At 40.2% G+C, this 12,387-nt stretch carries 11 protein-coding genes; 2 read left to right on the forward strand and 9 right to left on the reverse strand.

All coding sequences use genetic code 11. The features are described 5' to 3' along the window. Nucleotides 1-12: 12 nt before the first annotated feature. From M2353_RS19100 to M2353_RS19130, 8 genes are all read right to left on the reverse strand, one after another. Entirely contained in the window at nt 13-1,206 is a 1,194-nt protein-coding gene (locus M2353_RS19100; protein WP_284725918.1) for an MFS transporter, read from the reverse strand. Between the two features lie 315 nt (nt 1,207-1,521). Beyond that, nucleotides 1,522-1,632 (reverse strand): YxiF family protein, encoded by a 111-nt coding sequence (locus tag M2353_RS20305; RefSeq protein WP_420359306.1) that lies wholly within the window; start codon nt 1,630-1,632, stop codon nt 1,522-1,524. A 359-nt stretch (nt 1,633-1,991) separates the two neighbouring features. After that, nucleotides 1,992-2,657: a hypothetical protein gene (locus M2353_RS19105; RefSeq protein ID WP_284725919.1), complete on the reverse strand. Its 666-nt coding sequence runs from the start codon at nt 2,655-2,657 to the stop codon at nt 1,992-1,994. A 21-nt stretch (nt 2,658-2,678) separates the two neighbouring features. Next, the gene (locus tag M2353_RS19110; RefSeq protein WP_096882099.1) at nt 2,679-3,218 is read right to left on the reverse strand and encodes a DUF2247 family protein; all 540 of its coding nucleotides are present in this window, start codon (nt 3,216-3,218) and stop codon (nt 2,679-2,681) included. Nucleotides 3,219-3,230: 12 nt separating this feature from the next. Continuing rightward, nucleotides 3,231-4,787, reverse strand: coding sequence for a ribonuclease YeeF family protein (locus M2353_RS19115; protein WP_425332880.1), 1,557 nt, complete (start codon nt 4,785-4,787; stop codon nt 3,231-3,233). Between the two features lie 386 nt (nt 4,788-5,173). Beyond that, complete coding sequence (locus M2353_RS19120; protein ID WP_159160099.1) at nt 5,174-6,154, reverse strand: restriction endonuclease; 981 nt, start codon at nt 6,152-6,154, stop codon at nt 5,174-5,176. A 174-nt stretch (nt 6,155-6,328) separates the two neighbouring features. After that, nucleotides 6,329-7,771: a 6-phospho-beta-glucosidase BglA gene (gene bglA / locus M2353_RS19125; protein ID WP_284726021.1), complete on the reverse strand. Its 1,443-nt coding sequence runs from the start codon at nt 7,769-7,771 to the stop codon at nt 6,329-6,331. 9 nt (nt 7,772-7,780) lie between these two features. Beyond that, a complete protein-coding gene (locus M2353_RS19130; RefSeq protein ID WP_284725920.1) occupies nt 7,781-9,679 on the reverse strand; it encodes a beta-glucoside-specific PTS transporter subunit IIABC in 1,899 nt (632 codons plus the stop codon). Between the two features lie 155 nt (nt 9,680-9,834). On the opposite strand from M2353_RS19130, the gene M2353_RS19135 reads away from it, so the two are divergent. Beyond that, nucleotides 9,835-10,545 (forward strand): GntR family transcriptional regulator, encoded by a 711-nt coding sequence (locus M2353_RS19135; RefSeq protein ID WP_052321090.1) that lies wholly within the window; start codon nt 9,835-9,837, stop codon nt 10,543-10,545. A 38-nt stretch (nt 10,546-10,583) separates the two neighbouring features. Here the strand turns inward: M2353_RS19135 and M2353_RS19140 are convergent, their stop codons facing one another. After that, on the reverse strand, nt 10,584-11,147 hold the full coding sequence (locus M2353_RS19140) for an Imm64 family immunity protein (protein WP_284725921.1): 564 nt from the start codon (nt 11,145-11,147) through the stop codon (nt 10,584-10,586). 320 nt (nt 11,148-11,467) lie between these two features. Between M2353_RS19140 and M2353_RS19145 the strand changes: the two genes are divergently transcribed. After that, nucleotides 11,468-12,364 (forward strand): PhzF family phenazine biosynthesis protein, encoded by an 897-nt coding sequence (locus M2353_RS19145; RefSeq protein WP_284725922.1) that lies wholly within the window; start codon nt 11,468-11,470, stop codon nt 12,362-12,364. Nucleotides 12,365-12,387 lie beyond the last annotated feature (23 nt).

Consider the following 12,387-nt stretch of genomic DNA (forward strand, 5'->3'; position numbering starts at 1 on the left):
AGTCGTCTTTTTTTATTCGTGTATCATCACACGGCGATATCGATAAAGGATATACACCGCGCCGATGATCGCCACAACAGCCACACCCGCATCAAATATAAAGATTTGCAAAATGGTCGAGTGGGTTTCGATCAAACCAGTGACGACTGGAATCACAATGGCGGACACTCCGCCTGCTGTTGAGATAATTCCTGTCATCGTCCCTTTGTTTTTCCAGAAGAACTCAGCCATTACGGTTAACGTCAGCTGAAAGACACCAGCTGTTGAAAAGCCCAATACAAATGCATTGACGGTCCCGATGACTGGAGACTTCACGACCAATAGCACACAGATAGAAGCTAATGTAATAATCGGATAGAGTAGCAGCACGGTGACCGGACGAACAATGCGGCGCAAAAGAAATGCGAGCAATAAGACAGACAGCAAACCGCCCATGCTATAGTAACTAAGCAGCTTCACAGCACTGCCAGAAGCCATTCCCAATATTTCCTCACCGTACGTAGGCAGCCAAATTTGCGGCAAGGCGTACAGACCATTTGATGTAAAACTGATCACAATCAGTGCGACCCCTTCTCTCCAAAACGTAGGCTCTGATGAGAAGCGCGGAAGTCCATCATGCTCCGTCACCTGAACTTGCTCCACCTTGCGATGATTCGGAAATGGCAATGTCCACAGCATCATCACATTCACTAAATAGATAAAAGCAGGTACAAAAAACGCAAATCCATAAAACAGATCATGCTCTGCTAAAAAGAAAATAGCGAGCGGCAGAATGGTCGCCCCAATCGAAATAAACGCCTTCACCATCACATTTGCAGATCCCGAGTTTTGAGGAAAAGCTTCCATTAAAGCCGGATACGTCCCTGCATCCATCGCCGAATTCGCCACCCCTGCCAAAATCGCAAACGCAAACGCGATTTGATAATTCGGAGACAACGGGATTCCAATGAGGAACACCGCCATCAGCACCCCGGAAACCAAAATGACCGGCTTTCGTCCAAAACGATCTGACAGTATGCCCGATAAACCATACGTGAGCACCCTGCCAATACCGAGTGCAGATATCATATAACTTATCCCCGCACTATTTGTATCTAATTGTTTGATCAAAAATGGCATATTAGAAGCCAAAATAATATTGACCATACCTAATAAAAAATAATTGATATAAAGACTAGAAGCCGTTCTCAAATACGGATTCCTCATGCTGACACACCCCTCAACACATTGCAATGAAGTGACAAATAATGGTTACGCTTACAAGATTCATGCGTGAGGAGAAACAGCTTTGCAACCTTCACGTACTTGAAACATCTCATCATTTCATGCAGCTCACAGCTTATATGCCCTTCATTTATCAAGCATCTCTTCAAATTTTCACTAGCTCTTATTTTATATGAATGTGAAAGGTAATGATAGTGAATTGCTTAAATTTGAGGGAATTGGTGATAGAAAAAAATCCCTCTAAACTCACATTCCCCAAAGACTAAACTCATAAAAATATTCTTGACGCTCTATGCATCATCCAAAATGAAAATCCTCTGCTATTAAAATGAAATCACCGTATCCACTTGAGAATTTGATGTGCTCAAGAAGTCTCGTTAAATGATGAAACACTTCATCTACATTCATCAAGAGCGATTCAATTTCATGATCTCAGAAAAACAGCACTCTCCCTTGTTTAGGAGGCGCTATCACCCTTAAGGCTATTTCGGTTAACGTTGTGTAGGCTTTTCTATATGCTCTAGTTAGTTGTCTCCATGTATTTGACTTTTATGTTCTCTTGATTGCAGGAAAGTAAATACCTTCTGACAAAACAAATGATTTTTTTTGATCTCTAAAAAAGGGGGAAATGAAACAACCAGTCACCGAAAGAGTTTCGACAACTGGCTGTTTCATACGGTGTTTTGCTCCCAGTCTCACAAAGCGGGAGGGCAGTCCCAAATGTGGGGATTGATTAAAATATTACGACTTATTCTCTTTTAGAGATACTATGAATGGCTTTGTATTCGCTCCTGTATTTTCTGGGTATGATCTTGATTTAAAATCATTGCCAATTCGGCCTCATTTAGAACAGATCCCCATCTAAAGATAATTTCACCATTCAAACCATACTTCAAAAAAAGCGCTTGATAATCTACATCATGACTATTCTGATCCAATCCTGTGTAAAACAAATCTTTTATAGATTCCTCTGAGAGCATAGAATCTCTTCTACTGGCAATCATGAAACTAGATTGATACTGATCCATTATTCGCAATGCCTTATCTAAATCAGATTGAGGTACTTTGGCCATACTGACATAAAATTGATTTTCTTGTTCTTTTAAAAGTAATTCTGGCCCCTTTTCAAAACCTGAAGTATTTATTTCCGAATCAATTGATTTCCATACTTTTCGGAATCTCTCTATTCGCAAATGTACATCATTTACTTTCTTACTTAGAAAGATATAAAAATGGTAATTAGTTAATTGCCCGCTAAAAATTTCGATTAATTCATTTTGACAATAACTTTGAAAAGCCTCTATTCCACCATCATTTAAAAAGTGATATCCGTTTATACTATATACACTTAACTGTTTAAATTCATTTATTTTCTGATCTAACCACTTATAGTAGTTTGTCACACCTTGTTCGAATTCAAGTTTTATTTTCATTAGTCACCTTTTAATCAGTAATTAAAATTGCTCGAATTGGACAACTGCTTTTTCTTTTTGTAAAAACTCATCAAAAAGAGATACTAATCTATTTATATTCTCTTCTTTTGAATACAGTAACGGATTATAACCATCTGAAGGAGGCATATAATGAATAAATGGTTCCATATCCTCAGGGTAACCAAAATCAGCGTATACTTCACACAATTCATCCAATAACTCTTCAGGTGACTTCTTATTTTTTTCTTTTAAGTGAGACGTTATACCATATCTCCATTTCCTTTTTTCAATGTCCCATTGGCTAGATTCTTCTTCTACCAAATCATTGTATAATTCTACTAATATCATTTGGAGTTTTCTATAATCCTCATCTGGATCGCCAGCACCCCAAGCTAATTCTAGGATTAAAGAATTTTCACATTCAGTATGATTAGATAAGTATTCCACTGCATACTTGCTTATTTCTTTGTATGAGATCAAATCTAGCCTAATTCCTACATATATAGTTTTCCAATCATAGTGAATATTATATGTTTTTAAGACCTCTATAGAAAATTTCATTTCTCTTCATTCCTATCTCTTAGGATTTTGATTAGGCAATCCTGTAATTTCACCTTCTGGAATAAACCTTCTATGAGTAACTCCCTTATTTGGATCGACAATCCACTCAAAAATACCATTTTGATCTTTAACCGAAAACACTCTTTCAATTATTCGCAAATCTTTATTATAAACATCCTTATAGCTATAGTATTTCATACCACCCTCTATTTGATACAGCTTAACCTTTGTTTTATCACCACCGACCAAATCAAACTCTTTAGCCAATGGTGTGTAATTGTCAATTATATCATTGAAACCATGTTGACCATCTGGCTTTTTCAATGCACTCCCGACCCTTTTACTATCTATTACCGGATGTTCAATTTTATCTCCTTTAATCCCCATCTTCCCATGAAACCCTTTCGCCCCAAACGGCAAAAGCATCCCCAGTGCCGCATTCATACTCGCTTCCTGTTGTTCTTTCGAGACTTTATTTCCAAACATATCTCGACCCGTAATCGCTTCGCTGAAGCCGTTTGTTGCGGTGAGGCCATATAAGCCTTTTTGTGATGTTTTCAACGCATCAAAAGACTTTTGTGATGTCTTGTAAATGTCCACTGCTCTGACTGCGGCTGATGTGGCTTGAGTCGTTTTATAAACGGCTTTACCGCCTTTAAAAATGCGTCCTGCCCAGCCGACAATCGGGATGTAGCCTGCTGCTGCCATGCCGCCTGCGGCGACTCGCTGGCCTGCGGTGAGTTCTTCTCCTGTGATCGGATCGACACCTGTTGCGGCACGTTTTGCATCGTTCACGCCTGTCAGCTCATTGACGATATTCCCACCGTAATCAAGGGCTTTTTCATACCACGGACGGTTGGCTAGTGCTTCTTGTTCCTTTGCGATCTTGCGGGCTTCTTCTTGATCTTTTTTGATTTTTAGATATTCAGAAGTTTGCTTCTCAATATCGCTTTTTGCCTTGTAGATTTCGCTATTTTGATACACTTTCTTGTCAAAATTCATAGGCGAAATGGATTTTCCGTCATTTGTGGCATTCATCATTTCTGCGTACAATGCCATTGTAGCCTTCTCCTCAGTCTCTGACAAAGCATATTCATCTTTTAGATTTTGATCAAGTTCTATTAAATCTTTAACCGTTTTCTTCCGTTCATCTTCCGCATCTGCAATCTTTTCGTCAAAGGTTTTACTATCAAATACCTCCAGAGAAATGAGGTCATCAATATCTTGAAAAATCGTTTTGAGTGCCTTTTTTTGATCCTTCACGATGCTTTTGGCATTCTTGATTCCCATATGTACAGCGTTGTCTAAAAAGTGTTCTTCTACAAAGGTGTCGCCGCCAAAATTTGTATCATCGAGTGTCCCAGAAACACCTTCATGAAAGGCCTTTTGTTTATCAATGAAGCTAATAAACATGTCCACATTTCCGGCGAGTTCTTTGTAGAAGCTTTTAATGTTATCGGCACCTTTTCCAGTGAAGTCGTCACCGAGATTGGCAACACCTTGAAGTGCCTTTTTTAAATCTATCATTTGTTCGCGGAGTTCCTGATAGTGTTTTGCCCTTGTATCCATGGCACTGGTTAGTGCTTTTGCATCAAGTATCTTGCCCAGATTAAACCACTCCCTCCATTATTGATCATAAAGTCTATTTTACCGTGACCTCCAAAACGGAAAAATAGGCTAAATGACATAAAAAATGGAATGAACTCTCTATTTACAAAAATAATTACAAATCAGTTCAATTTATGTATATAAATAGCTAGAATTTACACTTAAGCTCTGTATAGCTAGACTTTCATGATTATTTATAATCTTTGATTTTCGGGTTCACATGAAGACCTTACGTTTAACTTTGGCCATCGCTCCAAATGGTTTACAGTAAAGCTCTAGTGGACTTCAAAATTTAACAAAGTGCGATAGATCCTATCTATCACTTAATAGAAAAAAGGAAATAAAAATCACTCAGGTACATACACTTTTTTTAGAGGTAACAGGGCTCTTGCATCAGCTGGCATATATTCATACCAATGTACAATAAGATTTACGAGCTCTTCTAAGTCCACTAGATGAACCTCATTATGTTTAGCAACAGCTTTGGCATTAGAGGTGAATCCACCAGTTGAAACGAATAAACTGTTAGCATTCATTGGATTCGCCCCTAATAATTGTTGTACCTCTGGAGAAGTGGCTGAGGATTCCCGGTGTTTTACTTGCACTTTGATCATGGGCTTTTCAAATCCAAATGCATCTTTATACGCTAATACATCCACACCACCGTCAGGACCTTTTGGACTCACACGGACATTGTATGACATTGCTTGTAGTAGCCCCCCTACTAAATCTTGCATCTGCCAAGGATCCAATTTATCTACTTTATCTACAATCATAACAGTTGCTTTGCTAACTAAATCCTCAATAATTTCATCTTCTTCTGTTTCATCTACTTGTGCTGGAATCGAAGTAGGGTTTTTGAGTAAATGTTCAATCTCTTTTCCCCATTCGTCTACACGAAAAACCGTTGATATAGAACCGAGACTGTTTTTCGCTGATTGGCTAAGAGAATCTCGTTTCACTGCTATCGGTTCCCAATTCACTTGAATATGATTTGGATACATCTTATCCCCGGCTGCTTCATCAAAAAAATGAGGAGCAATTACTGTCCCTACTCGATACTCACGACTTTCTTTTATGTAAGTAATGATTCGATCACCCTTTTTAATTTCATTACTAAATCTCCATACCTGACTGACCCAGCTCTTTCTCGTAAAAGGTTTGTTCTCAGGAAATACTAAATCAGCCCGCTCAATCATCTCTTGTTTAGTTCGATATTGCTTTGGATTACCTAATTTAGGCCACCCTATCGATGCAATTCCATTCTTTTCCCAGATAGGAATTAACTCATTTTGGTCACCTGCACGAATCATCCACCATTTTGTCATTTACGATCTCCCCTATTCCATCTATTCACTATATTTTTCATTATCAAATATCACTCTCAATAAATTATAAGTCTTCTCGTTTGTTAACAAAAGGATATATGCACCATTTTAGTGAAACAACTCAAAAACCCGAACAAGCGAATCCCACGCTCATCCGGGCCAGTCATTTCTTTATTACACTTCTTCACCATTCGTTGCGATGACGTTTTGATACCAAGTAAACGAATCTTTTTTAAGACGATTCATTGAACCATTACCTTCGTTATCGCGGTCAACATAAATCATGCCGTAGCGTTTTTTCATTTCACCGGTTGTGAATGACACGATATCAATGATGCCCCAAGGTGTGTAGCCGATGAGGTCCACACCGTCATATTCAACCGCTTTTTTCAGTGCTTGAATATGAGAAGCGAGATATTGAATTCGCTCTGGGTCATGAATAGAGCCGTCTTCTTCCACTTGATCAATGGCACCAAAGCCATTTTCCACAATGAATAGCGGGATTTGATAGCGATCGTAAAAACGATTCAATGTATATCTTAAGCCTGTCGGATCAATGGACCAGCCCCAGTCGCTTGATTTGATATACGGATTTTCTACACCATGTGGCAGTGCTCCATTGACAATGTCTCCGTTGTGATCAGATACTGCATCGCTTTTGACCGTTGTTGACATGTAGTAGCTAAAGCCAAGGTAATCTACTTTTCCTTTTCTTAAACTTTCTTCATCGCCTTCTTCAAATGGAATGTGGTGATAGCCTTCGCGCTCAAATTCTTTTAACGCGTAGCTTGGATAGTAGCCACGCACTTGGACATCTGGGAAGAAATAGCGCTGTCTCATATATTCTTCTGCCAGCATGACATCCTCTGGGTTTGAGGAATATGGATAAATTGGCACGTGGGACACCATCGCTCCAATTTGAAAGGACGGATTGATCTCTTTTCCTTTTGCCACTGCCCATGCACTTGCAAGCAATTCATGATGGCCCGCTTGATACATGACTTCTTTGGCATTTTCGCCTTCTTTGACAGATACCCCTGAATTTGTCCAAAGGAACAACGGGTTGTTGACGTCCATTTTGTTATTGATCTCATTAAATGTCATCCAGTACGTGACCTTGTCTTTGTAACGATTGAAGCATACTTCCGCAAATTTCGCGAAATATTCAGCGACTTTTCTGCTTCGGAATCCGCCGTATTCTCTTGCCAAATGAAGGGGCATTTCAAAGTGAGACAACGTAATGACAGGCTCGATTCCATGTTTAATCAGCTCATCAAACACATCATCATAAAACTGTAAGCCTGCTTCATTCGGCTCTTCTTCATCCCCTTTAGGGAAAATTCGGCTCCAGCCGATCGATGTTCTCAAGCATTTTAATCCCATTTCAGCAAACATGGCGATATCTTCTTTGTAACGATGGTAGAAATCAATGGCTTCATGGTTTGGATAAAAAGTTCCTTCTTCTATCGTTTCCGTGATCTGTCTTGGTACACCATGAGCACCTGCTGTCATCACATCTACAACACTCGGCCCTTTGCCAGCTGTATTCCATCCACCTTCGAATTGATGAGCGGCTAATGCCCCGCCCCATAAGAAATCTTTTGGTAAAGTCATTATCTATTCCTCCTATTTCACAATTGTCATCATGACGTCAGTTGGCTGACATGTCGAACGTTTCTCTACAATCACATCTTCGTATGCTTGGGTATTGGTAATGATAACAGGTGTGATTGTTTGTAATCCTTTGCTTTCAATTGCTTCCTGATCAAATGTCATCAACAAGTCACCCTTTTTCACCTTGTCGCCTTCTTTGATATTGAGTGTAAATGCCGATCCATCTAGAGAGACCGTATCAATTCCTACATGAACAAGTAACTCTACACCAAATTCAGAACGCAGACCAATCGCATGTTTTGTTGGTGCAAGCATGACGACACTGCCGTCAAACGGTGCAAACAGTTTGTTATCGGTCGGATGAATGGCAAAGCCTTTCCCCATCGCCCCAGAGCTAAATACGGCATCTGGCACTTCAGATAACGGAAGCACTTTTCCTGTAAGTGGAGCCGTGATCATTTCTTCATTGTTCATAGAAGTATTTGGCGTTTCTCCGTCTTGATCTTTAACAGGTGTTTCACTAGCTGACTGTTCTACTGTATCTTCTCCATATCCGAACATTTGAATAAGCACAACTGGTAAAATGAGCGCAATGGCCACACCAATCAAAATACCAATGATAGACGTTGGATATTCTGCACTGATTCCGTTCACAATGGTCAGCGGGCCAGGCAGCCCTGCATATGCAAAGTAATAAGGCGTAAAGAAGCTGGCTACAACGGCACCGACCGCTCCAGAAATACACCCGAAAATAAACGGCTTTTTAAAACGTAAGGTGACACCGTAAATCGCAGGCTCCGTAATACCGAAGAGTCCTGTGATTCCAGCTGAAACCCCAACTTTCCGTGTTTCCCGATTTCTTGCTTTTAAAATAACTCCCAGCACCGCACCGACTTGAGCAATAACAGCGATGGTTTGATATGCCTGAAAGGAGTCACGTCCATATTGTTCAAAGTTCGCAAGTACCATTGGCGTGATGCCCCAGTGAACACCGAAAATCACGAGTACTTGCCAGAAACCGCCGATAATGGCCCCTGCCAGAGCTGGTACATTTTCAGCTAAAACATTGTATCCGTTTGCAATCCCATTTGCACCTGCTGTCGAAAGAGGACCGATTAATAGAATGGTTAACGGAACCATGACGACCATACATAGAAATGGGACAAATAGCGGTTTGACAACCTCATGAATTCGTTTGTTTAAGAATTTTTCTACATAAGAAAGAATCCATACTAAGAAAAGCGGTGGCAAGACGGATGATGTATAAACCGTTTCAGATAACGCAATCCCTAAAAAGGTCACACCTTCCCCTGATGCTACACGTCCGGCAATCTCTGTCCAAGAAGGACTGACAAGCGCTGCTGTACAAGCAACCGCGATATACATATTCGTTTTGAAATGCTTGGCTGCAGTTATCGCAATAAAAATGGGCAAGAACGTAAACGGTGCCCAAGAAATAAAGCTAAACACTTCATAAGTGCCTGTTTTCGAGAAGCTTGGAAATATCAAATTTATTAAGATAAGTGCACCTTGCAAAATACCAGCTGCGGCTAAAATATACACAAATGGCGCAAACACAGCGGACATGGTCGCAATGACCCGATTCAGTATCGTTCCTTTATTTTCATTCGACTGGTCATCATCCGACGTTTGGAGCTGAACAAGGTTGGAAAAATGCTCATATACCTCACCCACATGCTGACCGATCACAACCTGAAACTGACCACCGTTTTCCACCACTGTAATGACGCCAGGCATGGCGTTGACTGCTTCTTTTGCCTTTGGATTAGAACGCTTCAGCACCAAACGCAGCCTCGTGGCGCATCTTGCGGCACTCACCACATTTTCTTCTCCGCCAACTGCTTCTAAGATGTCTTCTGCAAGCTTTTGATAATCCCTCACTTTTGACATATAAACCCCCCCTTTATCACTACTATTATATGTACATTATAATTATACCGGTACAATTTATCAATACATATATAATTTGAGTTTGCATATCAAAGAGAAATCGGGATGTGCTATAATACAAAGACAATAAATCGTGAAAACAAAGAGGAATGGCTATGTTAAAGTATCAACAAATTGCGAGCGATATTGAAAAATATATTGTCACACATGAGCTGCAGCAAGGAGACAAACTCCCTGTGCTTGAGACGCTCATGAATCAATTTGCTGTGAGCAAAAGTACAATTATCAAATCATTAGATTTACTCGAAAGAAAAGGGATTGTCTATCAGGTGAGGGGCAGCGGCATCTTTGTGAGAAGGCATAGGCGCAAAGGCTATATTAGCCTATTATCCAACCAAGGGTTTAAAAAAGATTTAGAGGAATTTCAACTGACATCAGAAGTTCTCACGTTAGATACCGTCAAACCGCCAGAAGAAGCTGCGCTGAATTTAAACATTGAACTAGATGAGGATGTTTTCTACCTTAAACGCATTCGTTACATCAATGGACAAACTTTATGTTTAGAAGAGTCCTATTACCGGAAAACCATTATTCCTTACCTCAACACAGAAATTGCAGCCGATTCTGTATTTAAATTCATTAGTGAAGGCCTTGGTCTTAAAGTGGGCTTTTCTGACATGTACCTGCAAGTTGGCAAACTAAACGAAACTGAAGCGAAGCATCTCGGACTTAAACAAGACGATCCTGCCCTCCGCGTTGAGACCGTTTTCCATCTCACAAACGGACAGCCCTTCGACTTCTCGAAAATCACGTATAACTACATGCAATCCCAATTTTTTATTCAGGCGAATAATTATTATGGGTGATGAAAGGAAAAAGCCCCTGATACATTCAGGAGGCTTTTCTACTGTTCTCTTTTAACCTTTAAATATTTCTTCCCTCTCTCTTGAGTAGTTAGCCCGTCAATGAGAGTATCACCATAAAAAATGACTAAATAATCCCCTTTACCTATAAGAACAACTGGAAAAGCATGATGTTCTTGCATACTCTTTTCAACATCATCTGGATGAAGCTCGACTTCCATTTCATGACCAATGAATGCATACTCAAACGGAAGAGTATGATAAAGTTCTACAAGACACTGTACGATCTCCTGTTGAATACGAACGACATCATGTGAAAAAACCTCTGTCCAATTTAAACACAGCACGAACCCAACAAAACCAGCTTCTTTTTGTATGTTCATGGTTGTATGTTTTAGACATGTCCCCTCCAATTCAAATTCTGTATAAAAACCTTCCAAGTAATTGTTTTTGATTTTATTCTCTTTTACATCATGTTCGATCCATGCATCGCCATTAGCGTCTTGACTAAACTTTACTTTCGTTATTGACATTCCTTTTTTTGTTAAATAGTCAGTCAGTTTGTGAAAAGTGGTTATTAAATGAATGTCATCATAGAATACCAATCCAATATTGATATATCCTCCTAAAGCTATGCTGAATCCCTCGCCTTCTTTTTGTTTTGTTCAAGCATACTACAAAAAAGCAGGTTCCTTCGTACCTCCCTTTTGATCCATCATTATTTTTTCCCTTAAATGTCTTTACCGTCTTACCACTCTCTGACAATCTTTTTCCTGTAATGGTATGTAGACTTTCCCGCCCTTAGCGCCTAGTTGTTTGATATTACATGAACAATTCCAATACATCACATCAAAAAGATTCATTTTACGAATGCACCATACAAACTTATGATGAACATAACAACATGTTTAGGAGGATTCGTCAGATGAAAGATATTAGGGTGTATCATGTCGATGCGTTTACAACTGAGAAATTTGGAGGTAATGCCGCTGGAGTGGTGTTGGATGGGGAATGGTTAACGGAGGATGAGATGCAGAATATCGCCAAGGAGTTGAACTTACCCGAGTCCGTTTTCTTGCTGCCGGCACATGATGAGAAAGCCGATTATCGAGTGAAATATTTCACTCCAACGGAAGAGGTCAATTTCTGCGGGCATGCGACGGTTGGGTTGACTTGGCTTTTAGCGACGGAGCTAGGGATGGCTAAAGAAAAATCAGGGGTGGTGTTAGAAACAAAGATCGGCCATGTTCCCGTTGTATGGCACGAAGAGAATGGCAAAGTTGTGAATGTGGAGATGACACAGGTCACGCCAAAGACGCGAGATTTTATCATCGATGTAGAAGAGCTTAGTGACATGCTCGGTATAAGCAGTGACAGGATTGATCCATCCTATCCTATAAAATTAGCAAACACCGGAAACTGGCATCTTCTGGTTCCGCTGAAACACCAGCATGACATTGATCAAGCAGCACCAAACTTAGCAGCTTTAGGAAAAATGAATAAAGAGCAGGATATCACAACGACTCATCTTTATACGTTTCAATCCACAAAGGACTATGATCTTTATACAAGGGATTTTGCACCTGGCATTGGTATACCCGAAGATCCTGTAACGGGAGCAGCAAACGGGGCATTGGCCGGATATCTGTATTTGGAAGGGATCATTTCTCAGCAAGAAACCACTCATCTGCACATTGCTCAAGGTGATGCAATCGGCAGACCAGGATTGCTTCGTATCACGGTCATTCCGAATGAAGCAAAGCCGGTCATTAAAGTAGCAGGTGCAGCGGTTATTACCATTCGTGGGGTGATCACGCTATAAATTGATCAGCTTGAATAGAGACT

The organism is Bacillus aerius (genome assembly GCF_029894105.1).
In the GTDB taxonomy this organism is placed as follows: domain Bacteria; phylum Bacillota; class Bacilli; order Bacillales; family Bacillaceae; genus Bacillus; species Bacillus altitudinis.

Coding starts and splice junctions, on each gene's coding strand:
- M2353_RS19100 (WP_284725918.1), bottom strand. CDS start 1,206: ATGAGGAATCCGTATTTGAGAACGGCTTCTAGTCTTTATATCAATTAT.
- M2353_RS20305 (WP_420359306.1), bottom strand. CDS start 1,632: ATGAATGTAGATGAAGTGTTTCATCATTTAACGAGACTTCTTGAGCAC.
- M2353_RS19105 (WP_284725919.1), bottom strand. CDS start 2,657: ATGAAAATAAAACTTGAATTCGAACAAGGTGTGACAAACTACTATAAG.
- M2353_RS19110 (WP_096882099.1), bottom strand. CDS start 3,218: ATGAAATTTTCTATAGAGGTCTTAAAAACATATAATATTCACTATGAT.
- M2353_RS19115 (WP_425332880.1), bottom strand. CDS start 4,787: ATGGATACAAGGGCAAAACACTATCAGGAACTCCGCGAACAAATGATA.
- M2353_RS19120 (WP_159160099.1), bottom strand. CDS start 6,154: ATGACAAAATGGTGGATGATTCGTGCAGGTGACCAAAATGAGTTAATT.
- M2353_RS19130 (WP_284725920.1), bottom strand. CDS start 9,679: ATGTCAAAAGTGAGGGATTATCAAAAGCTTGCAGAAGACATCTTAGAA.
- M2353_RS19135 (WP_052321090.1), top strand. CDS start 9,835: ATGTTAAAGTATCAACAAATTGCGAGCGATATTGAAAAATATATTGTC.
- M2353_RS19145 (WP_284725922.1), top strand. CDS start 11,468: ATGAAAGATATTAGGGTGTATCATGTCGATGCGTTTACAACTGAGAAA.